Annotated in this window: 28 protein-coding genes; 12 read left to right on the top strand and 16 right to left on the bottom strand. The window is 63.4% G+C overall.

Going from position 1 to position 25122, the window contains the following annotated elements; all coding sequences use genetic code 11:
* Positions 1–43 precede the first annotated feature (43 nt).
* The 5 genes from tolB to ybgC all read right to left on the bottom strand — a co-directional run bounded on the left by tolB (position 44) and on the right by ybgC (position 4497).
* Complete coding sequence (tolB, locus tag C9427_RS29820) at positions 44–1354, bottom strand: Tol-Pal system beta propeller repeat protein TolB (protein ID WP_107652617.1); 1311 nt, start codon at positions 1352–1354, stop codon at positions 44–46.
* A 41-nt stretch (positions 1355–1395) separates the two neighbouring features.
* A complete protein-coding gene (gene tolA / locus C9427_RS29825) occupies positions 1396–2553 on the bottom strand; it encodes a cell envelope integrity protein TolA (protein WP_107652618.1) in 1158 nt (385 codons plus the stop codon).
* 7 nt (positions 2554–2560) lie between these two features.
* Positions 2561–3013 (bottom strand): protein TolR, encoded by a 453-nt coding sequence (gene tolR, locus C9427_RS29830; protein WP_107652619.1) that lies wholly within the window; start codon positions 3011–3013, stop codon positions 2561–2563.
* Positions 3014–3024: 11 nt separating this feature from the next.
* The gene (gene tolQ, locus C9427_RS29835; protein ID WP_006327716.1) at positions 3025–3735 is read right to left on the bottom strand and encodes a protein TolQ; all 711 of its coding nucleotides are present in this window, start codon (positions 3733–3735) and stop codon (positions 3025–3027) included.
* Positions 3736–4023: 288 nt separating this feature from the next.
* Positions 4024–4497: a tol-pal system-associated acyl-CoA thioesterase gene (gene ybgC / locus C9427_RS29840; RefSeq protein WP_107652620.1), complete on the bottom strand. Its 474-nt coding sequence runs from the start codon at positions 4495–4497 to the stop codon at positions 4024–4026.
* 133 nt (positions 4498–4630) lie between these two features.
* Between ybgC and C9427_RS29845 the strand changes: the two genes are divergently transcribed.
* Positions 4631–5881, top strand: coding sequence for a glycoside hydrolase family 5 protein (locus C9427_RS29845; RefSeq protein WP_107652621.1), 1251 nt, complete (start codon positions 4631–4633; stop codon positions 5879–5881).
* 6 nt (positions 5882–5887) lie between these two features.
* Here the strand turns inward: C9427_RS29845 and C9427_RS29850 are convergent, their stop codons facing one another.
* The 8 genes from C9427_RS29850 to C9427_RS29885 form a co-directional block, all read right to left on the bottom strand.
* On the bottom strand, positions 5888–6790 hold the full coding sequence (locus C9427_RS29850) for a metallophosphoesterase (RefSeq protein ID WP_107652622.1): 903 nt from the start codon (positions 6788–6790) through the stop codon (positions 5888–5890).
* A gap of 130 nt (positions 6791–6920) precedes the next feature.
* Positions 6921–7961: a Holliday junction branch migration DNA helicase RuvB gene (gene ruvB / locus C9427_RS29855; protein ID WP_107652623.1), complete on the bottom strand. Its 1041-nt coding sequence runs from the start codon at positions 7959–7961 to the stop codon at positions 6921–6923.
* Between the two features lie 43 nt (positions 7962–8004).
* Complete coding sequence (gene ruvA, locus C9427_RS29860) at positions 8005–8625, bottom strand: Holliday junction branch migration protein RuvA (RefSeq protein ID WP_107652624.1); 621 nt, start codon at positions 8623–8625, stop codon at positions 8005–8007.
* A 27-nt stretch (positions 8626–8652) separates the two neighbouring features.
* Positions 8653–9069: a type II toxin-antitoxin system VapC family toxin gene (locus C9427_RS29865; protein ID WP_107652625.1), complete on the bottom strand. Its 417-nt coding sequence runs from the start codon at positions 9067–9069 to the stop codon at positions 8653–8655.
* Complete coding sequence (locus C9427_RS29870) at positions 9047–9316, bottom strand: AbrB/MazE/SpoVT family DNA-binding domain-containing protein (RefSeq protein ID WP_107652626.1); 270 nt, start codon at positions 9314–9316, stop codon at positions 9047–9049. Before C9427_RS29870 ends, C9427_RS29865 begins: the two co-directional genes overlap by 23 nt.
* Before the next feature lie 44 nt (positions 9317–9360).
* The gene (gene ruvC / locus C9427_RS29875; protein WP_107652627.1) at positions 9361–9882 is read right to left on the bottom strand and encodes a crossover junction endodeoxyribonuclease RuvC; all 522 of its coding nucleotides are present in this window, start codon (positions 9880–9882) and stop codon (positions 9361–9363) included.
* 399 nt (positions 9883–10281) lie between these two features.
* Complete coding sequence (gene rcdA / locus C9427_RS29880) at positions 10282–10812, bottom strand: protease adaptor protein RcdA (protein WP_107652628.1); 531 nt, start codon at positions 10810–10812, stop codon at positions 10282–10284.
* A gap of 360 nt (positions 10813–11172) precedes the next feature.
* Complete coding sequence (locus C9427_RS29885) at positions 11173–11550, bottom strand: hypothetical protein (RefSeq protein WP_107652629.1); 378 nt, start codon at positions 11548–11550, stop codon at positions 11173–11175.
* Between the two features lie 325 nt (positions 11551–11875).
* Here C9427_RS29885 and C9427_RS29890 point away from each other — a divergent pair, with 325 nt between their 5' ends.
* The gene (locus C9427_RS29890) at positions 11876–12427 is read left to right on the top strand and encodes a DUF2269 family protein (RefSeq protein ID WP_107652692.1); all 552 of its coding nucleotides are present in this window, start codon (positions 11876–11878) and stop codon (positions 12425–12427) included.
* 43 nt (positions 12428–12470) lie between these two features.
* Here C9427_RS29890 and C9427_RS29895 read toward each other — a convergent pair whose 3' ends face one another.
* Positions 12471–13241 (bottom strand): sulfite exporter TauE/SafE family protein, encoded by a 771-nt coding sequence (locus tag C9427_RS29895; protein ID WP_107652630.1) that lies wholly within the window; start codon positions 13239–13241, stop codon positions 12471–12473.
* 179 nt (positions 13242–13420) lie between these two features.
* Here C9427_RS29895 and C9427_RS29900 point away from each other — a divergent pair, with 179 nt between their 5' ends.
* The 9 genes from C9427_RS29900 to C9427_RS29940 all read left to right on the top strand — a co-directional run bounded on the left by C9427_RS29900 (position 13421) and on the right by C9427_RS29940 (position 21078).
* On the top strand, positions 13421–13882 hold the full coding sequence (locus tag C9427_RS29900) for a GNAT family N-acetyltransferase (protein ID WP_107652631.1): 462 nt from the start codon (positions 13421–13423) through the stop codon (positions 13880–13882).
* 244 nt (positions 13883–14126) lie between these two features.
* Entirely contained in the window at positions 14127–14774 is a 648-nt protein-coding gene (locus C9427_RS29905; protein ID WP_107652632.1) for a thiamine phosphate synthase, read from the top strand.
* Between the two features lies 1 nt (position 14775).
* The gene (locus C9427_RS29910; RefSeq protein WP_107652633.1) at positions 14776–15810 is read left to right on the top strand and encodes a tetratricopeptide repeat protein; all 1035 of its coding nucleotides are present in this window, start codon (positions 14776–14778) and stop codon (positions 15808–15810) included.
* A gap of 152 nt (positions 15811–15962) precedes the next feature.
* A complete protein-coding gene (gene efp / locus C9427_RS29915) occupies positions 15963–16529 on the top strand; it encodes an elongation factor P (protein WP_008873762.1) in 567 nt (188 codons plus the stop codon).
* A 126-nt stretch (positions 16530–16655) separates the two neighbouring features.
* Entirely contained in the window at positions 16656–17456 is an 801-nt protein-coding gene (locus tag C9427_RS29920; protein ID WP_107652634.1) for an inositol monophosphatase family protein, read from the top strand.
* 84 nt (positions 17457–17540) lie between these two features.
* On the top strand, positions 17541–18233 hold the full coding sequence (trhA, locus tag C9427_RS29925) for a PAQR family membrane homeostasis protein TrhA (RefSeq protein WP_107652635.1): 693 nt from the start codon (positions 17541–17543) through the stop codon (positions 18231–18233).
* 112 nt (positions 18234–18345) lie between these two features.
* Complete coding sequence (locus C9427_RS29930; protein WP_107652693.1) at positions 18346–19371, top strand: MotA/TolQ/ExbB proton channel family protein; 1026 nt, start codon at positions 18346–18348, stop codon at positions 19369–19371.
* A gap of 1 nt (position 19372) precedes the next feature.
* Complete coding sequence (locus C9427_RS29935) at positions 19373–20404, top strand: peptidoglycan -binding protein (RefSeq protein WP_008873758.1); 1032 nt, start codon at positions 19373–19375, stop codon at positions 20402–20404.
* A 239-nt stretch (positions 20405–20643) separates the two neighbouring features.
* The gene (locus C9427_RS29940; protein ID WP_107652636.1) at positions 20644–21078 is read left to right on the top strand and encodes a hypothetical protein; all 435 of its coding nucleotides are present in this window, start codon (positions 20644–20646) and stop codon (positions 21076–21078) included.
* A 128-nt stretch (positions 21079–21206) separates the two neighbouring features.
* Here the strand turns inward: C9427_RS29940 and C9427_RS29945 are convergent, their stop codons facing one another.
* Positions 21207–21560: a DUF1304 domain-containing protein gene (locus C9427_RS29945; protein WP_107652694.1), complete on the bottom strand. Its 354-nt coding sequence runs from the start codon at positions 21558–21560 to the stop codon at positions 21207–21209.
* Positions 21561–21751: 191 nt separating this feature from the next.
* Between C9427_RS29945 and C9427_RS29950 the strand changes: the two genes are divergently transcribed.
* Positions 21752–23239 carry a carboxypeptidase M32 gene (locus C9427_RS29950; protein WP_107652637.1) on the top strand — a complete coding sequence of 496 codons (1488 nt, stop codon included), beginning with the start codon at positions 21752–21754 and terminating at the stop codon, positions 23237–23239.
* A gap of 17 nt (positions 23240–23256) precedes the next feature.
* On the opposite strand, the gene C9427_RS29955 is transcribed toward C9427_RS29950, so the two are convergent.
* Positions 23257–25059 carry an ABC transporter transmembrane domain-containing protein gene (locus C9427_RS29955; RefSeq protein ID WP_107652638.1) on the bottom strand — a complete coding sequence of 601 codons (1803 nt, stop codon included), beginning with the start codon at positions 25057–25059 and terminating at the stop codon, positions 23257–23259.
* Positions 25060–25122: the final 63 nt, after the last annotated feature.

The raw sequence follows: 25122 nt of genomic DNA on the forward strand, positions 1-25122 counted from the left end.
CCAAGTTGCAACGAAGCGAGGCCGGCCAAAAAAACGCTTTGGTTTACTCCAGCAGCGGCGACCAAGCCGGGTCAGATGCGAAGTTCGCCGTCGGGATCGACTGTTCGTTGCGACCGGTGAGATCGACAGAAATCAGCTTCGGCCCCCCGGCCGAATCGCGGAAGAACATCAGCACGCGGCCATTCGGCGCCCAGGTCGGCCCCTCCTGCTGGAAGCCGGAGGAGAGAATCCGCTCGCCCGAACCGTCAGTCTTCATGACGCCGATCTGGAATTCGCCGCCGGTCTGCTTGGTGAAGGCGATGAGGTCGCCGCGCGGCGACCACACCGGCGTCGAATAGACGCCGTCGCCAAAGGAGATACGGGTCTGGCCCGAGCCGTCGGCGCCCATCACATAGATCTGCGCGCGGCCGCCGCGGTCCGAGGTGAATACGACCTGGCTGCCGTCGGGCGAATAGGATGGTGAGGTGTCTATGGCCGTCGAATTGGTCAGCCTAGTGGTCGAGCGGCTTCGCAGATCCATGGCGAAGATGTTGGAATTGCCGTCGTCGCGCAGCAGGCTCATGATCACCTTCTGGCCGTCGGGCGAAAAGCGCGGCGCAAAGGTCATGCCGGGGAAGTTGCCGACCAGTTCGCGCTGCCCGGTCTCGATCTGCAGGAGATAGACCTTCGGCTGGCCGCTCTCGTACGACATGTAGGTGATTTCCTGCCGGTTCGGCGAGAAACGCGGGGTCAGCACGATAGACTTGCCGTTCGAGAGATAGCGGACGTTGGCGCCATCCTGGTCCATGATGGCGAGCCGCTTCTTGCGCGCGTTCTTGGCGCCGGATTCGTCGATGAAGACGACGCGTGTGTCGAAATAGCCCTTCTCGCCGGTCAGCCGCTCATAGATGGCGTCGGCGATGATATGAGCCACGCGCCGCTGATTGGCATCGTTGGCAAAGAACTGTTCGCCCGACATCTGCTGGCCGGCGAAAGTGTCCCAAAGCCGGTATTGGGCGCGGATGCGGCCGTCGGCTTCCTTGGTAACGCTGCCAGTAACCAGCGCCTGCGCATTGATCACCTTCCAGTCGTCAAAGCGCGGTGTCGCATCCGGACTGGAGATCTTCTCAATGAAGGCACTCTTGTCGATCGGCGCGAACAGGCCGGAGCGTTTCAGATCGGCGCTGACGATGCCGGAAATCTCCGCACCCAGCGCATCGCCACCCTGGAAATCGGTGATGGCGATCGGCAGCGGCTCGACATTGCCCTTGTTGACGTTGAGCTCAACCAGCGCATACGCGGGCAAGGTGGCGGCAGCGGTCATGCCCAGCGCCATCGCTGCGATCGTCAGGAGCGGCTTGAGAATGGATTTCATATCTTCTCGCTTCTCTTCCTTGATTGTGTGGACGCCGTGGCCTAGAGGCCAAGCATCTCCCTTGGGTCGAACGTGACCCGGATGTCGGACCAGATATCCTGCTTGCCGGCCGGAACTTGCAGGCCCGCCACATCGCATTTCTGAACCGCGCGCACGGCACTTTCGTCGAACGGTCGGTTGCCGCTCGATTTTTCGACGGCCGGCCGGCCGGTCAGCTTGCCGGAGGCGTCCAGATTGAACCGGACCACGACGACGAAATTCTCCGAACCCTCAAGCCCGACCGGAAGGGTCCAGCAACCGCCGAGTTGAGACTCCAATGCTCCCTGCTCCGACCTGGAGAGCTTCTGGCCCTGGTCCTTTTCGCCGCCGAGCGAGGACTGCTGGGTCGAGCGCTTGGCGCCGCCGCCCGACGGCTTCTGCTTGTCGAGCAGCGCGGATATTTCATCGGCATTGAATTGCTTGTCGTCCGATTTCGGCTTGGACGAGGCTTCCTTGACCGGCTTGTCGGCATCTTTGCGGTCCGGCGCCTTGGCGCTTTCGGCCTGGGCTGGCTGCGGCTTCGGGCGAGCTTGAGGCGCCGGCGCTGAATCCGGCAGCTGCGTCGTCTCGGTCGGCGGCTCCTGGGCAATCGCCTCGGCCACGGCATCGGGCTTGACCTCGGGTTTCGGCTCGATCGCGGCGGTCTTGTCCTGCGGCGGGGCCGGGGGCGGCTCCTTGGCCGGTGTCGGCTTGGGCTCCGCCTGCTTGACCGGCTCGGGCTTGACCTCTTCCTTCGGCTGCGGCACCGGCGCCACCTCCGTCGCCGGAACCGGCTTCGGCTGTTCCTTCGGCTTCGGCACGTCCTCGGGCCTGGGCTTTTCGACTGGCGTCGGCGCAGGCGGTGGTGCTTCCGCCAGATCGACAGGCTTGGGCTTGGCTTCGTCCGTTATCGGCTTGTCGGTATCGACGCTGTTTTCGCCGACCTTCTGGGCATCGGGCACGATATCCGGTCGCTTGGTCGGCGTCGGCGCCGGCTTCTCGTGCATCACCGCTTTCTTGTCGCCCTGCAGAACCTGAGCCATCTCTTCCATCGGCACGATGTCGACCGCCACCGATTCCACATCGGAGGCGGGCATCGCGGGCGGTGATGACAAGGTGAAGAGGCCGAAGGCCAGCGCCACCGTATGCAAGATCACCGATGTGGTGAGGCCGGTCCTCATCTTGGCGTTATTGATCCTGTTCCTGCAGCGAAACCAGGCCGATATTCTTGTAGCCGGCGGCCGAAATACGAGCCATCACCTTCATCGCGGTGCCATAGTCCGTCGACTTGTCGCCGCGGATGAAGATGCGTTCGTCGTAGCCGGTCTTCGAGATCGCCTGCAGCTTCGCCACCAGTTCCTCGATCGGGATCTCGGTTTCCTGGAGATAGATCTGGCCGGTGGAGTTGATCGAAACGGTGATCGGCTGCGTATCGACATTCATCGCCTTGGCCTGCGTGTCCGGCAGGTCGATCGGCACGCCGACCGTCAGCAAGGGCGCTGCGACCATGAAGATGATCAACAGCACCAGCATCACGTCGACCATCGGCGTGACGTTGATTTCCGATATCAGCGCATGATGGCGGCCACGCCGCCTGTGGCCGCGCCCGCCGCGTCCCGCCATGCCTACGGACATACCCATCTCGTCACTCCTCAGGCCTTGGGCGCTACTTTTTCATCGATTTGGCGCGAGAGTATGGCGGAGAACTCGTCGGCGAAGCCCTCCATGCGCACGGCGATCTTGTTCGCGTCCGATGACAGCTTGTTGTAGGCGATGACGGCGGGGATTGCCGCCAGCAGGCCGATTGCGGTAGCCAGCAGCGCTTCGGCAATACCGGGGGCCACCACCGAGAGGCTGGTGTTCTTCGAGGCGGCGATCGCCTGGAACGACGTCATGATGCCGATGACCGTGCCGAACAGGCCGATGAAGGGTGCGGCCGAGCCTGTCGTGGCGAGGAAGCCGAGGCGGCCTTCCAGCCGCTCCATCTCGCGGGTCAGCGCCAGGTCCATCGCCTTGTCGATGCGGGTCTGCAGGCCGAGCGGCGATTTGGCGCCCTTCTCGAAGCTCTTCTTCCATTCGCGCATGGCGGCGACGAAGATCGCGCCCATGCCGGTGGTTTTGCGGTCGGCGAGCGTGCGGTAGAGCTCCTCCAGCGACTGTCCCGACCAGAACACCTGCTCGAAGCGGTTGAGCGCCAGCCGCATACGGGCATAGGCGACGAGCTTGTCGACGATGATCGCCCAGGTCCAGATCGATGCGCAGAGCAGGCCGATCATGACCAGCTTGACCACCCAGCCGGCCTGCATGAACAGCGCCCAAATCGACAAATGCGCGCCCGGTTCGGCGAGTGCGATGTTTTCCATGGTTACGTCCTTAAGAATTTTCCGGGCATCGCTGACGGCTGGCCCATGGGCATCCCTTGTGGTCCGTGCGCGCAAAGCTCGCGGAACAACCCCAAATGCACCGTTGGCGGCCTTTTCGGGGCAAATATTGGTGAAAGGAAGGCGCGTGGATTCTTCCAATCTTCACCAATCTCTTCATGAACCGTTATGGTTAAGGATGGGTTAGGACGCATAGCGCGGCGCATTGCCGCGCCTCCGGCGCCAACCGCCGGATCTACCAGGGCCTTCCCTCGTGCCAGGAAGAGAGTTCTAGCCAGCGGCTCGCGGCATGAACGCGGCCACCCATTCCTTCGGGAAGCGGCGCGGCCGGCCGTTCTCGCCGATGATCGCTGCTTCGACCCGCGCCTCGACCAGCACATCGTCGCCGCGCTTCAGTTGCTGCCCCATGAAGATGCGCGCGCCGGAAATCTCCTCGGTGCGCGTATCGATGGTCAGGATGTCGTCCATGCGGGCCGGCGAGCGGAAATCGATCTCCATGCGCCGCACCACCCACACGATCCGTTCGCCATGCTTGCCCTCGGCGAGCTCGGTGTGGTGGACGCCGGCAAGCCTGAGATAATCGGAACGGCCGCGCTCGAAGAACTCGAGGTAGCGCGCGTGGTAGACGACGCCGGAGAAATCGGTGTCGGCGTAATAGACCCGCGCCATCAGCCGGTGGCCGAACTCGGTCAGCGCGCCCGAAAGCCCTGCGGACATCGCCGCCGATTCACCATGATCGTCCATCGCGCTTTCCTTTTCGGCCCTGACCGGGCACCTAAAGCGCGGCGCGCTTCAGGTAGTTGTTTCCGTGCGTGCCGTTGCCCCAAAACCGCTACACACTTTTGGGCGACACGCATTAGCTTGGCGCAAGAACCCGATGGCACTGTTGACGGCGATGATCAAGACCTTGATGGCAGGGCTGCTAATGCTCGTCGCGTTGGCGCTGCCCGGCCAGGCTGCAAGCTTTTCGATGAAGCGAGGCCTCAACCTCGACCAGTGGACGACATGGCCGGGCGAGGACAAATGGGGCGACCGGCAGACCATATTGCCTTATCCGGAATGGCGAAAATTTCTCAACGAGGATGACATCAAGGCGCTGAAGAGCGCCGGTTTCGATTTCCTGCGCATGCCGGTCGACCCGTCGCCGTTCTTGTCCGGCGAGACGCTGGCGCTGCGCGACGACCTCTATGCCAGCGTGCTGGCAGCGGTGCGCATGGTCAATCGCGCCGGCTTGAAAGTAATCGTCGACATGCACCTGATCCCGGCCGGTGGCAGCCGCAAGATCGGCATGGGCCAGGTGATGGACGATCCCAAGACCTTCGACGCCTATGTCGAAATGGTGCGCAAGATGGCGCGCACACTGGCGGCGGAAGACCCGACGAAGGTCGCCTTCGAGCCGATGAACGAGCCGATCGTCGACTGCGACAGCGACGGCACCAGCCTGTGGCCGGAGCGTCAGCGGAAACTGTTCGCGGCGGCGCGTGCGTCGGCGACGAAGCTGACCCTGATCCTGACCGGCGCCTGCTACGCCAATGCGGCATCGCTGGCCAGGATCGATCCGAAGGCGATCCCCGACGACAACGTCATCTGGACCTTTCACTCCTACGATCCGTTCCTGCTCACCCATCAGGGCGCGACCTGGGCCGGCGATTTCATCCCCTATGTCACCGGCCTGCCCTATCCGCTGACCGCCGTGCCGCGTGCCAAGCTCGACGTGACGCTCGACACGATCCGCGCCAGGATCAAGGCCGAGGCGCCATGGGCGCGGCGGAACGGCCTACTCGCCTACCTTGATGAACAAGTCGCCAGCATGGACACGGACGAAAAGCTGCTTAATGTCATGGATGCGCCGTTCAAGACTGTCGAAGCCTGGGCAAAGGCCAATGGGATAAAACCCGAAAACATCACGCTCGGCGAATTCGGCATGATCCGCCAGGAATACGGCAATGCCTATGTCATGCTGGGCCAATATCGCGCCGCTTACGTCAAGGACATGATCGCGCGCGCTGAAGCGCATGGCTTTTCATGGTCGGTGTGGAGCTATGGCGGCGCCTTCGGCATCGTCGACGCTTTCAACGGAGAGAAAGCCGAGCCGAATGTGATGGAAGCGATCAAGTCGCTCCATTGAAGGCCTTCATGCTGGACCCAGTTCGATCGAAAGAATCTCCGGGCGCATCCCGAAACGCACCGGCAGGATGCTGAAGCCGAGCCCGCCGGACACGATCAGGTTGCGGTTCTCCTCCACCACATGGCCATAGGCGAAGCGGTTGCCGAACCGCGACGGCACGACCGGGGAATAACCGAACAGCCGCACCTGCCCGCCATGGGTATGGCCGCAAAGCGTGAGCGAAACGCGCCGCGGCACCTTAGGAAAGATATCCGGCTCATGCGCCAGCAGGATGACGGGCGCGCCGTCGCTCGCCTTGGCAAGCGTGCCATCGAGATCGTCCAATCCCTTGAATCCATCGTGATCCTGGCTTGGAAGGAAGGCGAGTTGGTCCGCCAACCCGGCGATCCAAAAGCCGTGTCCGTCCTTTTCCAGGCGCACGACATCGTTCTCCAGAACCGGAATGCCGACATGTTCGAGCGCCCTGCGTGCCACGACCGGTCCGGCGCCCGCCTTCTGTGCTTCAGGGTCCGACCACCAGTCGTGATTGCCGAGGATCGAGAGGACGCCGAGCGGTGCCTTCAGCCCGGAAAGCGCCTGCGCCCATTCCGATGCCGGCACACCATCCGTCACCAGACGCATGCTGGCTGTATAGTCGCCAAGCAGCACGATGAGGTCCGGCTGCAAAGCATTCGCATCCCTGACAAGCGAAGCGATCCTTTCGGGCGTCATCCAAGGGCGGCAGGCATGAATGTCGGCAAGAGCGACAATGCGGAGCCGCAAGCCTGCCGGCCAGTTTGGCGGCGTCAACGAGTAACGCGTCACATGGGTCAAAAGCATCGGCTCGATGCCGACCGCATAGGCGCCGAGCGACACCATCGAAAAGAACGAGCCACCGACGAGGCGCAGGAAACCACGTCTGGAGATCATCGGTCAGCTCCGGCTGTTCCAGGGACCGGCGGTCCCACAGGGGAGGCTTGCGTTAAATCCCGGAATTGCGCCGGCACGCTGGCCGAGATGAGGAGATTTTGCGCAAGAACCGCGCAGGAAAGCCGAGAACCTACTGCTCTTCCTGGAACAGGCTGATCTGCTGCTGCGCCAAGTCCTTTGGCGCATCGAGGCCGAGATGGCGCCAGGCATTGGCCGTCAGCACGCGGCCGCGGGGCGTGCGCTGGATAAAACCCTGCTGGATCAGATAGGGCTCGATGATGTCCTCGATGGCGTCGCGCGGCTCGGAAAGCCCGGCCGCGATCGTCTCGATGCCGACCGGCCCGCCGCCGAAATTCCTGGCGATCATCGAGAGATACCGGCGGTCGAGCGCGTCGAGGCCAAGCGCATCGACCTCAAGTCGCGTCAGCGCCTCGTCGGCGATCCGGCGGTCGACGTGGCCGTCACCGGCGACCGATGCAAAATCGCGCACGCGGCGCAAGAGCCGGCCGGCGATGCGCGGCGTGCCGCGAGCCCGCCGCGCGATCTCCAGCGCGCCGTCGTCGCCGAGTGGCATTGAAAGGATGCGGGCGCCGCGCCGCACGATCTGTTCAAGCTCCTCGACCGAGTAGAAATTGAGCCGCACCGGAATGCCGAAGCGGTCGCGCAGTGGATTGGTGAGAAGCCCAAGCCGTGTCGTGGCGGCAACGAGGGTGAAGCGGGCAAGGTCGATCTTGACCGAGCGCGCCGCCGGCCCCTCGCCGATGATCAGGTCGAGCTGGAAATCCTCCATCGCCGGATAGAGGATTTCCTCGACCGCCGGATTGAGCCGGTGGATTTCGTCGATGAACAGCACATCGCGATCTTCGAGATTGGTGAGCAGTGCCGCCAGATCGCCGGCCTTGGCGATGACCGGGCCAGAGGTCGAGCGGAAATTGACGCCGAGCTCGCGCGCCATGATCTGCGCCAGCGTCGTCTTGCCGAGGCCGGGCGGCCCGACGAACAGCACATGGTCGAGCGCCTCGCCGCGCCCCTTGGCGGCGTCGACGAAGACCTTGAGATTGGCCCGCACCGCCGCCTGGCCGACAAACTCGCCAAGCGTCTGCGGACGCAAGGTCTGCTCGGCGTCTTCGCCGCGCTTGTCGGGAGCAATGAGGCGGGGCGAAAGGCTCATCCCGCCTTCCTTGCATATGGCAGGCAACCGGACAAGCGAGGTCTCACCGAGCCAGTTCCTTCAGCCCGAAACGGATGAGCTTGGACGCATCCGCGTCCCCGCCCGCCGCCTTCAGCGCCGCGGCAACCGCATTGGCGGCGATGTCGCGCGAATAGCCGAGATTGACCAGCGCCGAGACGGCGTCGGTAATCGGCGCCGGCGCCACCCCCTCGCCCAACTCCTGCTTCAGGCCGATGGTGCCAGAAGCAGAACCGGCATAGGCCGGCGCCTTGTTCTTCAATTCGGTGACGATGCGCTCGGCCACCTTCTTGCCTACGCCCGGCGCGCGACTGACCATGGCGATGTCGCGCAGCGCAATCGCATTGGCGAGGTCGGCCGGCGCCATCGTCGACAGCACCGCCAGCGCCACCTTGGCGCCGACGCCCTGCACATTGTTCAACAGGAGCCGGAACCATTCGCGTTCCAGCACCGACTGGAAGCCGTAGAGCCTGATCATGTCCTCGCGCACATAGGTCTCGATGAACAGGACCACCGCCTCGCCAGGCGCGGGCAACGCCGCCAGCGTGCGCGCCGAACAGTAGGCGACATAGCCGACGCCATGCACGTCGACGAGGCAGAAATCCTCCTCGACCTCATCCACGGTGCCCCTGAGCTTGCCGATCATTTGAGCTTGCCGATCATATCAGAGCCCTCATGGGTGGGTTTCCGGAGAGATGATATCGAGGTCCGGAAAGTAGCTTCGGTAGCGCACGGCATCGCGCGTCAGCAGACGATGTCCGGCTACGGCCGCGTGGGCTCCAATGAAGAAATCGGGCAGGGTTCGTTCGCGAAGACCGCCGGCGCGACGGTATTGGGCGTGAGCGATGCCAGCAAGGAACGCCGCGTCCCAGGGCAGGAGTTCGCGATCCATCTTGAGCGTTTCAACAGCTCTGCGAAGAGCCGCTTCCGTCGTCAGCGGTGCAAGTTCCGACCAGACGATCGTGTTGATCACCAAGGCACCGTCGCGCCGGCACGCGGCCAGCACTGATGCCGACCATTTGGTCTGCCGCCCGTCCGGCCCCCAGACGTCGATCAGGACATTTGTGTCAACCAACGTCGAGATCTTCACGGGAGCCCCTCAGCCACTCCATATACTCGTCCGTTGTCATGCCACCCAAATCCAGTGTCCCGGCCAGCCGATCGAGCGCCTGGCTGAACCGATGAGATGCCTCTTCCTCGGAAATGTCTTCGTTGACGGCCACGACCCGGGCGCCATTGGCGTCAGCCACGAACTCAACCTCGGAGCCCGGGCCGATACCCAGATGGTCCCGTATTTCCTTGGGAATGGTCACTTGCCCTTTGGTTGTCACGCGCATGGTAATACCTCACAGGTATTACTTATTGCCGGGCGGAGAACAAGTCAAGAACAAACCTGTCCAGCCAGCGCCAACCGATAGGCGACGCTCTGCCGGTGATGCGCGTGGCAGATGGCGATGGCCAGCGCGTCGGCGGCATCGTCGGTGTCGAAGACCGCCTTCGGCATCAGCACCTTGACCATCATATGGATCTGCTTCTTGTCGCCATGGCCGACGCCGATCACCGCTTTCTTCACCGCGTTGGGCGCATATTCCGCGACCACAAGCCCCGCACGCGCCGGCACCAGCATGGCTATGCCGCGCGCCTGGCCAAGCTTCAGCGTGGCTGCAGCGTCCTTGTTGACGAAGGTCTGCTCGACCGCCGCCTCATGCGGCATGGCGGAATGCAGGATTTCAGTCAGCCCGTCATGCAATTGGCAGAGCCGCGTCGCCAGCGCCGCCTTGTCGTCGGAACGCACAGTGCCGGAGGCGACGAAGCGCAGCGAATTGCCGAGGCTCTCGACGATGCCCCAGCCGGTGCGCCTCAGCCCCGGATCGATACCGATGATGCGAATCGCTTCCCCCATCCGCCAAGTTTACCCACGGCGGCAAGCGGCGCCAGCGAAATGTGAACAAACCAGAAACAGGCTCTGGCTTTCGTCCAGGGGAGCCACGAAGAGACCGTTTCGAAATTCGCTCTGGCGAGTCATATGGTGGTGGTTTCGAGAACCGGCCTACGCCGGCCGTAGCCTTCATAGGGCGAGGCGCTCATGAGTGCTTCGGCCGGCGTAGGCCGGAGCGCAGCGGACATTTGGGTCCGTGAGCCTGCGCATGACCCCGAAAATCGGAAAGATTTTCGGAAAGGATCATCCGCAAAATCAAAAGTGCTGCAGCGTCCTTTGCGCGTCCAAAAGGACGCGCGGCGCTGCAGGAAGCGCAGAAAACGCCGCCAGATGGCCGCCGGAGTAGAGTTTCCAAACAGTCTCTTAGCCGCGGGCAAAAGCCGTGTTGAGCAGCGTAATCTGGTCGGAAACCGGATTGACGCGGCGGCTTGCCGGCGGCATGTCGGCCATCGCGCTGCCATAGACTTCCTCGTCCATGCGGCGCACCAGCGCCTGCAGGCGCAGCGAACGATTGACGAGGTCGACAAAATCCTTGGGCAGTTCGGCCCAGCCTGTCGCTTCATCATGGGCAGAGGCGGTGTCGAGACGTACCTTGGATTTTTCGGAAGCCACCTGATCGCGCGTCATCTCGCCGGAATTGGCCGCCCGTTGCAAAAGCAGCCAGGAGGCAACCTGCATCAGCCTGGTGGTCAGCCGCATTGATTCGGCCGCATAAAGCGTCGCCGCCAATCTCGAAAGCTTCTTCGCCTCGGCCCGGCCCTTGCCGTCCAGATATTCGGCCGCCTGTTCGACCAGGCCCATCCCTTCCTGGTAGAGCGGCTTGAAGGATTGGGAGAAAACCCGGCGCTCAGCCAGTTTGATGGTTTTCGCGTTTCCCATCGAAGTCTCGTTCATCGATACCCCAGCACTTGCCTCACAGCCGGCCGATTCGGCTTCCTTGCCGTCACGCCGCACCCTATCAACTGAGGCTTGAAAATGCGCTTCGGGGCCGATGAAGGCAAGCACATGTTTAACAAACGGTTAACGGCGCGGTGGGGGCAGAAGTTGGGACAAAAAAAGAGCCGCGGATAAGGCGGCTCTCAGGAGTTTAACAGGGAGGCGTCAAACAAAGTGGCTCCAACCACTCGGTAAGAATCCAGAATCACTGGATGCACATAGTAAACGCCTGTAAAGCTTAATGAACTCTTAACGGCGCGGATATTTTTTGACCGAGCGCCGTCCGCCTGTGCCGTAACAGCACAGGAGTTCTGCCTGTCAGGATCTCCACAGTGCCGGCAAGGCGATGAAAGCAAACAGCAGCATCCCCGCGTAGAAGGCCATCGACGACACTGCCACCAGCGGCTCGATCGCCGGGTTGCCGGCAAGCAGGACATAGAGGCCGACCAACAGGCCGATACCGCTGATGGCCGTCAGCCAGAAGTGAACGGTGGCCAGCTTCTTGTGCCCGATCGCCGGAAACAGATGGTAGAAAAACGCGAACACCGCCGACATCAGCCACCCCGCCACCATCGTGTGGGCGTGGGTGGGCATCTGGTCATGGTTCTGGCTGATCGACATGTGCAGCCCCAATGCCATGCCGCACAGTGAATAGATGATGGCCAGTGTGAAGAAATTTCGTGCCGTCCCTTGCATAATATCCCCCGAATTGCCTTTTCCCGTCACGGGAATGGGTTCTAGTCACAGGCGGTTGGCCCCGCCACCGGGTTCCCGGATTCGGCGCATTATCGTCGACAATGTTTCCAATTGATGCCGCCCCGGCGCCCACCCGATGTGTTGCATGGCAAGACACCGCACGCTCGTGCATCGCTGAACGTTTCCACGCGGCAGGGCCGAAACAAACTCGCCTTCCACGCGACATCTTGCCGAAACAGGCGCCACGCTAAACGCCCGCTCCTCGCAGCGAGGCAACCCACGCCTCGTGTCATTCGCAATGATCAAAACGTCCAAGGAGGGAACCATGGACTGGTACTCGATTGTCAAATTCCTGCACATTACCTCGGCGGTCCTTTGGGTTGGCGGCGGTTTCGTGCTGTTCCTCCTAGGCGTGCTCGCCGAGCGCGCCGGCAACATTGAGGAGAAGCTGCAGGCGATGCGCGCCAGCGGGCAGCTGGGCGGTCGGTTCTTCGCGCCGATGTCGATGCTGACCCTCATCTTCGGCCTCATCATGTGCGGCTTCTGGGTCGGCTTCTCCGAACTGTGGATCATTATCGGCCTTGTCGGTTACGCCACGACCTTCTCGATCGGCATGTTCATCTTCAAGCCGACCGGAGAGCGTATGGGCGCCATGATCGCCAAGGAGGGAGTGACGCCCGCCGTTCTCGCCATCGGCCAGCGCATGATGAGCGCGGCACGCTTCGACTATGCGGTGATGCTGGTGATTGTCGCTGACATGGTGCTCAAGCCGACGGCGCATGACCTCGGCATCCTTGCCGGCATGGCACTGGTCGTGGTGTTGGGCGCCGGGCTGGCCTTTGGTGGCAGCCGCACGATGGTGCCGAGCGCTGCCTGAGTGCCGAAGCGAGGTGGCGCAACTGCCGCCCCTCGCCTATCGGTTACATCAGGCCGGCAACACTGTCCCAGAGCAACTTGACCGCCACCACCGCCACAGTCGCATAGGTGAACGGGTAAAACACTTCCGGCCGCATCCGCCGCACCAGCCAGGCGCCGGCGATGGTCGAGAGCGGCGCCAGCGGCATCAGCACCGCTGACGCCGTCAGATTTGCGGTGTCGAATTGGCCGAGCGCAAAATAGGGGATGAGCTTCAGGGCATTGGTGGCGGCGAACAGGATGGCGCTGGTGCCCGACAGCACTTTCGGGTCGAGCCGGATCGGCAGCGCGTAGATCTGGAAGGGCGGGCCGCCGACATGGGCGACGAAGCTGGTGAAGCCGGCGATCGTGCCCCAGAAGGCGGCGGCCACGCGATTGGGCTGCGCCGAATGCGCCGCACCGTGGCGGATCTGCACATAGATCCAGCGCAGCACGAAGACGATTGCCACCGTTCCAACGATCAGCCTGACCATCTCTTCCGTGACGAACGCCGCCGTCAGCCAGCCAAGCCCGATGCCGGCGATGGCGCCCGGCATCATATCGATCAGCATCTTGCGGTCGTAGACGCCCCACCACGTCCACACCGAGACGATGTCCATCAGGCACAGGATGGGCAGCAGGATGGCCGCCGCCTGCACCGGCGGCATGGCGAGCGCCATCATCGGCACGCCGATGAGGCCGACGGCGCCGCCGAACCCACCCTTGGACAGGCCGGTCAGGATGACGGCCGGAATTGCCGCGGCATAGAACCAGGGATCGAGAAGAAGACCGGACATGGGGAAAGCGGGCTGGAGGGATGGGTGGTGATCTCGAATAGACCAGAAGCTCCTGTCTCGCGATAGCCAATATCATCAACAGCCGATACCGGCGACCAACTGTCCGCAACTCGGCTCTACCGGATTTGCCGCAACCAGGCGGCACGTGCATAAATTCGAGACATGCATGAGGTTCTGTAATGATCGAAATCAATGTTCGCCGCGCCGAACAATCCGATCTCCCGGCCATCGTTGCCATGCTTGCGGATGATCCGCTCGGCCGCGCCCGGGAGGATACGAGCGAGCCGCTTGCCAGGGCCTATTTCAATGCGTTCGCCGCGATCGACAAGGATCCCAATCAATTTCTCGCGGTCATGACCGAGGGTGCGCGCATCATCGGTACGCTGCAGCTCACTTTCCTGGCCGGGATCTCATCGCAAGGCGCCCTGCGCGGCCAGATCGAAGCGGTCCGTGTCGCCGCCGACCGGCGCGGTACGGGGCTCGGGCAACGCTTGCTCGAATGGGCGGTCGCGGAGTGCGACAGGCGCGGCTGCCGGCTGGTCCAACTAACAACCAACAAGAGCCGGTCCGATGCGCATCGTTTCTATGAGCGGCTAGGCTTCAAGGCCAGCCATGTCGGCTACAAGCTCGAGCTTAGATGAGCTGCCGATTGTGACCGTAAACCAAGCCCATCGCGTTGATCCTGGCGAGCCTGTTCAAGGCGAGCACTTTGTTCTAATGCATGTCGCGCAAAAGCATGTCCTCGGGCTTGGCCCATGGGTGCGCAGCGGTTTTGCAACAACAAGAGCTTAAGGCGCGTTGCATGAATCCGTTCTACGCGACGCGCTTTATGCCGCAATGCAACCATCTTCGCCCGGCATAGGCGAAAACCGGGATCGAAGACCGATGAACGACGCAACGCCTCCAAATCGCTGCCGCATCGTGCTGATCGCGCCGCCCGGCGCATCGGCCGAGCGTATCGGCGCGGCATTCGAGGGCGGCGACGTCGCCTCGCTGATCCTGCCCGAAAACGGCATGGATGAGGCCTCCTTCCAGGCCTTCGCCGAGAAGATCGTGCCGGTGGCACAAGCGGCGGGCGCCGCCGTCGTCATTGCCGGCGACACCCGCATTGCCGGCCGCGTCCAGGCCGACGGCATCCATGTCGAGGTCGGCAAGGCCGAACTCGCCGAGACGATCGAACACTTCCAGGCCAAGATGATGGTCGGCTGCGGCGGCGCCAAGACCCGAGACGATGCGCTGGAGCTCGGTGAACTCAGGCCCGATTATATCTTCTTCGGCCGCTTCGGTTACGACAACAAGCCGGAGCCGCACCCGCGCAACCTGTCGCTGGGACAATGGTGGGCGGATGTGATCCAGATCCCTTGCATCGTCATGGCCGGGTCGGACATCGCCTCTGTCGAGGCAGTGGCCGCCACCGGCGCCGAATTCGTCGCTCTGTCCAGCGCCGTCTTCGCCGACGGCGTCGATCCGAAGGTGACGATCGCCAGGGCCAACGCGCTGCTCGACGAAACCGCGCCGCGTTTCGAGGACTGACGTGCTGTCCCGGACAATCCTTTTCCATGCCTTCCTCGCGGCGCTCACGGTGCAGGCTGTCGCGGCTGAAAAGACCGTCCCATTGCCGCAACCCAAGCCGGACGCCGGCGCGCACGCGGACAAGCCGATCGACACGCCGTTGCCGCAGCCCGCCACCACGGCTCCGCTGCCGTCGGCCGACGCCATCAATCCCGAACGTTTCGGTGCCAAACCGTCGGACCCCGCCTACGGCGCCTTTCAGCGCGGCCTTTACAAGACGGCCTATAACCTGGCTTTGGTCCGCGCCAAGAACGGCGATTCGGCGGCGCAGACACTGGTGGCCGAGATACTGTCGCGCGGTCTCGGCGTGCCGCTCAACGCTGGGGAAGCGGCAAAATGGTACGCGCTTGCCGCCGAGCAGGGCATACCGGAATCGCAGTTCCAGTATGCGCTGATGCTGCTCGACGGCCGCTACGTCAAGAAGGATGAAAAGGAAGCCTATGCGCTGATGCAGTCGGCCGCCGAAGCCGGCAATCGCCTGGCGCAGTTCAACTTCGCGCAGTTGCTGGTCAAGCAGGATCCCGGCGACGCCGGCATCGCCAAGGCCGCGTCCTACTATGAGCGCGCCGCCGCGACCGGCCTTGCCGACGCGCAATATGCGATGGCGCAGATCTATGCCAACGGCGCCGGTGGCAAGCCGCGCGACGATGTCCAGGCGCGGGGCCTGCTGGCGCAGGCCGCGCGGCAGAACTACGACACGGCGCAGATCGATCTCGCCGCCTGGATGATCGAGGGACGTGGCGGACCGCGCGACCTTAAATCCGGCTTCGGCTGGATGAAGCAGGCCGCCGAGGGCGGCAATGTCGCCGCCCAGAACCGCCTCGCCAAACTCTATATGGAAGGCATCGGCACCGATCCGGATATGATCCTTGCCGGCGCCTGGTACATCGTCGCCCGCCGCGCCGGGCTCATCGATCCGCGGATGGATGATTTTCTGCAAGGTTTGGACGACGACCAGACCAAGCAAATACTGCAGAAGGCGAACCGTCTGCCGTAACGCCGCGGATTGCCGCCGCGGTTCAGGCCTCTCTGCCCGCTCCCTCTCTGCCGCTCCCCTGCCTCTTCGTGCCTTGCCTCTTCGTGCGATTTGTGGTCTTGGGGGCGAAAATCGCCCATTCGGCGAACATCTCATTCCGGATCAAGATCATCATGGCCAAGATCAATGGCAACGAAATCCGTCCCGGCTATGTCATCGAGCACGACGGCGGCCTGTGGGTGGCGGTCAGGACCAATACCGTCAAGCCCGGCAAGGGCGGCGCCTACAACCAGGTCGAGCTGAAGAACCTCATCAACGGCACCAAGCTCAACGAGCGCTTCCGCTCGGCTGAGACCGTCGAGCAGATCCGGCTCGATCTGAAGGATTTCTCCTTCCTCTACGAGCAGGACGGGGCGCTGGTGTTCATGGACACCGAAAGCTATGAGCAGCTCGAATTGCAGAAGGATTTCGTCGGCGACCGCGCCGCCTTCCTGCAGGACGGCATGATGGTGACGGTCCAACTCTATGAGGAACGGCCGATCGGTATTTCGCTGCCCGACCAGGTGACGCTCACCATCACCGAAGCAGACCCGGTGGTGAAGGGCCAGACGGCGGCCTCGTCCTACAAGCCGGCGATGCTGGAGAACGGCATCCGCGTGCTGGTGCCGCCCTTCATCGGCTCGGGCGAGCGCATCATCGTCGACACCAACGAAATCACTTACGTGCGCCGCGCGGACTGACGCCCAGTGCATGTCGTCCAAAAACGCGCAGCGGTTTTGGGATAACGACATGCATAAGACAAAGACTTAAAGTACGTCGCATAAATCAGGATAGCCGCGACGTGCTTTAGCAGCAGGAAGAAGCATATGGCGCGTTCAGCACTTCTCAATGTCATGGTCCAGGCCGCGATGAAGGCCGGCCGCTCGCTGTCGCGCGATTTCGGCGAAGTCCAGAACCTGCAGGTCTCGATGAAGGGGCCGGGCGACTATGTCAGCCAGGCCGACCGCAAGGCCGAGGAAATCCTGTTCACCGAACTGTCGAAGGCGCGGCCGGGCTATGCCTTCCTGATGGAGGAGCGCGGCGCGGTCGCGGGCGACGACGGCCAGCACCGCTGGCTCGTCGATCCGCTCGACGGCACCACCAATTTCCTGCATGGCATTCCGCTCTTCGCCATCTCGATCGCACTGGAGCGCCAGGGCCAGATCGTCGCCGGCGTCGTCTACAATCCGGCGATGGACGAACTCTACACCGCCGAGCGCGGCGGCGGCGCCTTCATGAACGACCGCCGGCTGCGCGTTGCCGGCAGAACGAAGCTCACCGATGCCGTGATCGGCTGCGGCATACCCCATCTCGGGCGCGGCCAGCACGGCAACTTCCTCGTCGAGTTGCGCAACGTAATGGCCGAGGTCTCGGGCGTGCGCCGCCTCGGCTCCGCCTCGCTAGATCTCGCCTATGTCGCCGCCGGCCGCATGGACGGATTCTGGGAAGTCGGCCTGTCGGCCTGGGACATCGCCGCTGGCCTGCTTTTGATCCGTGAAGCCGGTGGCTTCGTTTCCGACTTCGCCGGCGGACAGGAGATGCTGGAGGGTGGCTCGGTCGTCGCCGGCAACGAGGTCATCCAGCGCGCGCTGCTGAAGACGGTGAAGAAGCCGGTGACGCCGCGCTGACAATTTGGCGCAGTCGCAAAACCGCAACCGAAACTTGAAATACTGTCCGGTGTCCGCCCAGATAAGGGAGACGCAGGACCTTTCATGACCAACACCGGCCCCGAAACCGAGATCGAAATCCCCTTTGTGGGACGCTGGCACTATTCGCGCGCCGAGATGATCGCCGACGGCATCGTCCATGCGGTCGGCATCGTGCTGGCGATAGCGGCCGGTTCCGCGTTGCTGGCGCTGGCCGCCTTCCGTACCGGTCCTGGCGAATATATCGCCGCCGCATTTTATGTGGTCTCGCTGCTCACCGTGCTCTCGGTCTCGCTGGCCTATAATCTGTGGCCAATATCCTCACCGGTGAAGTGGATACTGCGGCGCTTCGACCATGCCGCGATCTATCTTTTGATCGCCGCGACCTACACGCCCTTCCTGGCCCAGCTCGATGGCTCGCCACTGACCGTCTCGATGATCGTCCTGGTCTGGGTTGCGGCAGTGATTGGCATCGCCATCAAGGTGTTTCTTCCCGGCCGCTTCGACCGGCTGGCGGTCGTCTTCTATCTCGCCATCGGCTGGAGCGGCATCGTCCTGGTCAAGCCGCTCGTTGAGACGCTGCCGGCGACATCGATCGTGCTGATCGTTGCCGGCGGCATCGTCTACTCCTGCGGCGTCATCTTTTTCGCCTGGAAGGGCCTACGCTACCACAACGCGCTGTGGCACGGCTTTGTCGTCACCGGGGCCGGCCTGCATCTGGCCGCCATGGTCGACTGCCTGGTCATTAACCGACTCTGATGTCGAGCTTGCAATCGGCGGCCAATATTGCCAAGCGCCATTCAATTTCGTCACAATTCCGTTTAGAGTCGCGCTCAACGTGATCGGCGGCGGCATCGGAAACGGGGCACGGATGGCTTTTCTCAAATCCCTCGGCATAGGCAGGCGCTCCGACGTCCTGGTCTACGACCCCCACAAATTGTCGAGCCCGCAGGTCTTTCTGCTCACCATGCTCATCTTCCTGGTGATCGTCGCCTTCATCGCCGCCATCCTGACCCGCCAGATCTCGACCGCTTTCGTCACCAATCCCGGCCTCAATGGCCTGATCGTCGGCGTGCTTGTGGTCGGTATCCTGCTGGCCTTCGTGCAGGTCGGGCGGCTGTTTCGCGAAGTGCGCTGGGTCAACTCCTTCCGGGCCGGCTCCGAAACCACCGAACCGGTGCTGCTGGCGCCGATGAAGGCCATGCTCAGCCGCTCGTCGTCGATGGCCTTTTCGACCAGTTCGATGCGCACCATGCTGGATTCGATCGCCACCCGCCTCGACGAAAGCCGCGACACCTCGCGCTACCTCGTCGGGCTGTTGGTGTTCCTTGGGCTGCTCGGCACCTTCTGGGGCCTGCTCAACACGATCGGCTCGATCCGCGAAACCATCGAGTCGCTCGATCCAGGCACCGGTGACGCCGCCGCCGTGCTGGATTCCCTGAAGCAGGGACTTTCCGCGCCGCTGGCCGGCATGGGCACCGCCTTCTCGTCCTCGCTGTTCGGCCTGTCCGGCTCCCTGGTGCTCGGCTTCCTCGACCTGCAGGCCGGTCGCGCCCAGACGCGCTTCTACACCGAGCTCGAGAACTGGTTGTCCTCGGTCACCGATCTGTCGTCGGATATCGTCGTTTCCGACCCGACCAAGGCTGAATCCTCCGACGAGATCCGCGTCCTGTCCGAGAAGCTGCGCAGCCTCCAGGAAAATGGTGGCAGCCCCAATCCGCGCGTTGCCACCGCCATGGCCAACCTTGCCGACGGCATTTCCGGCCTGGTCAAGAACATGCGCTCCGAGCAGCAGATCATGCGCGACTGGGTCGAGGCCCAGTCCGACGAGCAGAAGGCGATGCGCAACACGCTGGAGAAGATCGCCGACGCCCTGAAGAAGCCGGGAGTCCACTGACGTGGCCCTGGCGCGGACGCGGCGCAGCGATCGCCGCATCGACTATTGGCCGGGCTTCGTCGATGCGCTGTCGACGCTGCTGCTGGCGATCATGTTCCTGCTGACGGTCTTCGTGCTGGCGCAGTTCCTGCTCGGTCGCGAAATTTCCGGCAAGGACACGGTCCTCAACCGCCTCAACTCGCAGATCAACGAACTGACCCAGCTTCTGGCGCTGGAGCGCTCGACGACGCAGGACAAGGAAGATTCGCTCGCCAATCTGCAGGCGTCGCTGTCGCAGTCGGAAGCGGAAAAAAGCCGGCTCGAACAATTGCTGGCGCAAGGCGCCGGTGCCGGCGACGCGGCCAACCAGCGCGCCACGGCACTTTCAGGCGAACTTGAAGGCCAGCGCCAGATCAGCCAGCAGGCGCTGAGCCAGGTCGAAATCCTCAACCAGCAGATCGCAGCGCTGCGCAAGCAGATCGGAGCGCTCGAAGACGCGCTCAACGTGTCCGAAACTCGCGACCGCGATTCCAACACCAAGATCGCTGATCTTGGCCGCCGGCTGAATGTCGCTTTGGCGCAACGCGTGCAGGAGTTGAACCGCTACCGGTCCGACTTCTTCGGGCGCTTGCGCGAAATCCTTGCCGACCGCGAAAACATCCGCATCGTCGGCGACCGCTTCGTCTTCCAGTCGGAAGTGCTTTTCCCGCCCGGCTCCGAGGTGATCAACGATGCCGGCAAGGTCGAGATGAAGAAGCTCGCCGACGCCATCATCGAATTGCAGAAGGAGATCCCGCCGGAGATCAGTTGGGTGCTGCGCGTCGACGGCCATACCGACAACGTTCCGCTGTCGGGCACCGGCCGCTACCGTGACAATTGGGAACTGTCGACGGCGCGCTCGACCTCGGTGGTGAAGTTCCTGATCGAGAACGGCGTGCCGGCCAATCGGCTGGTCGCGGCCGGCTTCGGTGAATTCCAGCCGCTCGATCCTGCCGACACCGAAGAGGCGCGCAACAAGAACCGCCGCATTGAACTGAAGCTCACCGAACGGTGATCCCGCATCACGCGAATTTGTTCGCCGGCTCAACGCTAGGGCGCAGGTGTCGGGCCGACAAGGCCTGAAAAGATTATCTTTTTTTAATTACACTTTGCCGCGAGGCGCTTCTAATTTCCGTTGCGGGCCGAGAACCGCCGGCGATGTCTCCCGCATCGCGACGCGACGGAACCGGACGGCCCGTGACCGGAAGTTGGGCGAAAGCATCGCCCCTTCCACAGTAAGAGGAGGATGCAACCATGCGCTCTTTCGCTCCTGGAACCCTCAGGACTGTAACTCTCACCGCACTTTTCATCACTGCACCATTCGCCGGCGCCCACGCCGCGGGGCATCACAGACGGAGCGCGCTCGACGAATCGGCGCAGCCCGCCATTTACGGTCCGCGCGAGAGGAGCCTTATCGATCAGATTCAAGGTGTGGACGAAGGCATCGCGGACGCCAGAGAGGCGAAAACGATCGCGCCGGCCGAGGCGCAAAAACTGCATATGCGGGCCGCCCATATCAGCCGGGTTGCCGAACGGACGGCCGCCGCGAACCATGGCCGGATACCGGCTCCGCAATATCGGCAATTGCTGCGCCGGCTCGACAACGTCGACCAGGCGCTGAGGGTCGATAGCGGCACCGGCTTCCTGATGGGCGACGGCTCCGACGGTGGCCATTATCCAAACGGCTGAAATCGCCACAGGGAGGAAGGGACCGCCTGACGCCTCGGGGCCGTGCCCCGCTGGCGTCCTTTTTGATCGCTGGCCCGTTTTGACTGTTAGCCTGATCCAATGACTGGCCCGATTCGATTACCGGCCTGTCACCAGCCAAGCACGACCGCGACCAGCGCCAGCGCGGCCGGCGCGGTCTGTATGAACAGGATCTTCCGGGTGACGGTCGCCGCGCCGTAGAGACCAGCGATGGCGACGCAGAGCAGGAAGAATATCTTGACCTGGAAGCCAGCTCCGCCGAGATAAAGTCCCCAGATCAGCCCAGCGGCCAGAAAGCCGTTGTAGAGTCCCTGATTGGCGGCAAGCACCTTTGATGCGCTGGCGAATTCCGGCGTCAGGCTGAACGCCTTGTGGCCGCGCGGCGTATCCCACAGCACCATCTCCAGATAGACGATGTAGAGGTGGATCAGGGCCACCAGCCCGACCAGCACATTGGCGATCATGTTTCGTCTCCCCGTCGCGGTCTTGCGCGCCGCCAACGCCATTGATCACGCACACCGTCGCTTCCGCAAGGTATGTTGCTCCTGGCATGGCGGATCGCGATCCGGACACCATGGCAGTGCACCCGCTTGAGGGTTGCCAACATCAGCGCATTGGTATCTTTTCCCGCCGTTCAAATTCACCGGAACCCGCCATGTCCTTTCAAAAACTCGACGACCTCGGCCACAAGCTCGAAGCGCTGGAACATGCACTTGCCATCCTCGGCGCCGACGAGGCGACGCATATGGCCGTCGGCGGCGGCGAGAAGCGCGCCGAGGCGATGTCGGCCCTTGCCGGCATGCATCACCGGCAGGCCACGGCACTGGAGATCGCCGACTGGATCGCGGCGGCCGAACAGGAAACGCTGAACGAGGAACAGCAGGCGGCGCTCAAGGAATTCCGGCGCCAATACACCAACCTGACCTGCCTGCCCGTCGAATTCGTCGAGCGCCAGACGGCCGCGCGCATGCGCTCCGAGCAGCTCTGGCGCGATCTGCGCGCCAAGAACGACTGGTCAGGGTTTTTGCCGGCACTCGAAGGCGTCGTTGCCCTGGTACGCGAGGAAGCTGCCCTGCGCGCCGACGTGCTCGGTCTCGATCCCTATGACGCGCTGATGGAGCAGTACGACCCAGGCAACCGCGCCGCCGACATAACGCCGGTCTTTGCCGAGCTGAAGACTTTCCTCAAAGGATTCGTGCCGGAGGCGTTGGCCGTGCAGGAAGCGCGGCTGGCAAAGCACCCGCTGAAGCCGCTTTCGGGCAGCTACGCGATCGACAGGCAGCGAGAACTGGGCCTTGCCATGATGGCGGCCGTCGGCTTCGACCTGACTCACGGCTCGCTGTCGGTGTCGCATCATCCGTTCTGCGGCGGCGTGCCCAGCGACGTTCGTATCACCACCCGCTACAAGACGACCGACTTCCTGTCGGCGCTGATGGGCGTGCTGCACGAGACCGGCCACGCGCTTTACGAGCAGAACCTGCCCAAGGCATGGTCGCACTGGCCGCTTGGCAAGGCGCGCGGCATGGCGGTGCATGAAAGCCAGAGCCTGTTCGTCGAAAAGCAGCTCGGCCGCAACCCGCAATTCTGGCGCTGGGCGCTACCGGTGGTCGAAAGGCATCTCGGCGAGGCGTGGTCGATCGACGACATCCTGCCGCATGTACACCGGGTCGAGCGCGGCCTGATCCGCGTCGACGCCGACGAGGTGACCTATCCGCTGCACGTCATCCTGCGCTACGAGCTGGAGCAGGAGATGGTATCAGGGCGGCTGGAGGCGGCGGACCTGCCCGAGGCCTGGGACGCCAAGATGCGCGAATACCTTGGCCTCTCGACCATCGACAACCCCGCTGACGGGCCGATGCAGGATGTGCACTGGCCGGGTGCGGCCTTCGGCTATTTTCCATCCTACACGCTGGGCGCGATGATGGCAGCGCAGCAATGGGCGGCGCTGACGCGAGACCATCCTTCGGCCGACGATGACCTCGCCAAGGGTGACTTCGCTGCTATCAACGACTGGCGCCTTGAAAGAATCTGGTCGCAGGGTTCGCGTTGGTCGACACCGGAGTTGCTCGAACGCGCGACGGGTGAAAAACTCAACGCAGCGCATTTCACCGAGCATCTGAAGAAGCGCTACGGAACCGCATGAGGCGAGGCGATCCCTGGCTACTCCGCAGCGCCCCTGAAGGCACTCGCCCCGGTTTCGAATTGCAGCTTGGCCAGCCGCGCATAGATGCCGCCCTTGGCGACGAGGCTCTGATGCGTGCCTTCCTCGACGATGCGGCCGCTTTCCATGACCAGGATTCGGTCGGCCTTGAGCACGGTCGCCAGCCTGTGGGCGATGACGATGGTGGTGCGGCCTTGCATCAGCCGTTCCAGGGCCGTTTGCACCAGCGTCTCGCTTTCGGCGTCGAGCGCCGAGGTCGCCTCGTCGAGCAGAAGGATCGGCGCGTCGCGCAGGATGGCGCGCGCAATCGCCACGCGCTGGCGCTGGCCGCCGGATAGCGTCACGCCGCGTTCGCCGACCTGGCTGTCATAGCCCTTTTCGAGTTTCAGGATGAACTCGTCGGCAAGCGCATCCTTGGCCGCCGCCTCGATTTCGGTGTCGCTGGCGCCTGGTCGGCCAAAGCCGATATTGTCGCGCGCGCTCGCCGCGAAGATGGTGACGTCCTGCGGCACGATGGCGATGCGTTCCCGGATCGCGGCGGGGTCGGCTTCGCGTGCTTCGACGCCGTCGATCAGGATGCTGCCGGTTTCAGGATCGTAAAAGCGCAGGATCAGCGAAAAGACGGTGCTCTTGCCGGCGCCCGACGGGCCGACGATCGCCACCTTCTCGCCAGGCTTCACCTCAAAACTCAGGCCATGGACGGCGGCGCGGTCGGGCCGGGCGGGATAGGAGAAGGACACGTCATCGAAACGGATCGCGCCCCTGGCTGTCGCCGGCAGCGGCTTCGGATTGGCGGGCGGCTGGATGGCGGGCGTCTCCGCCAGGATCTCGGTCAGCCGTTCGGCAGCACCCGCCGCCTGCGCCAGCTCGCCCCAGACTTCCGACAGCGCGCCGAGCGCGCCGGCGGCGAACACCGAATAAAGCAGGAACTGGCCGAGCGTGCCCGGCGACAGCGTGCCGGTAAGCACGTCACGCGAGCCGAACCACAACACCGCCACCACCGAGGAAAAGATCATGAAGATGGCAAAGAAGGTGAGGAAGGAGCGGGCGAAGATCGAGGAACGCGCCGCTTCGAAGGCGGCCTCCACGGCGGATGAAAAATGCCCTGTCACCAGCTTCTCGTTGGTGAAGGCCTGCAACGTGCGCACCGCGCCGATCTGCTCGCTGGCATAGGCGGTGGCGTCGGCCAGCGTGTCCTGCGCCTGCCGCGATTTGCGTCGCACCGAGCGGCCGAAGGCGACCAGCGGCAGCACGATCACCGGGATGGCGGCGATGACGAGACCAGACAATTTCGGGCTGGTGAAAACCATCATCGCCACGGCGCCGAGACCCAGGATGACGTTGCGCAGCGCCACCGAGGCGGTGGCGCCTACGGCCGATTTCACCTGTGTCGTGTCGGCGGCAAGCCGCGACACGATCTCGCCAGACTGGACCGTGTCGAAGAAGGAAGGCGACAGCGTGGTGACATGGGCGAACACATCGCTGCGGATATCGGCGACGACGCGCTCGCCCAGCGTGATGACGAAATAGTAGCGGCTCGCCGACGCCGCGGCGAGCAGGCCAGCCATCACCACCAGCATGGCGAAATACTCGGCGATGAAACTGGAATCGGAAGCGGAAAAGCCGTGGTCGATCATCCGCCGCACGGCCAGCGGCAGCGCCAGCGTCGTCGCCGCCGCGACGGTCAACGAGACGACCGCGCCAATAACCATTTTCCGGTAACGGGTGATGTAGGGGAACAGGCGCCGCAGCGGCCTCAGCGAGCGCCGGCGCTCGTCTGCATCGCCACTGATGTCCGCCATGACCGTTTCCTCTGGCCGCCTTTTGCCATGCGCCTCAATATGCGCTTGCTGCGGCCTTGTGAT

The organism is Mesorhizobium helmanticense (assembly GCF_003034915.1).
GTDB classification, from domain to species: Bacteria; Pseudomonadota; Alphaproteobacteria; order Rhizobiales; family Rhizobiaceae; genus Mesorhizobium; species Mesorhizobium helmanticense.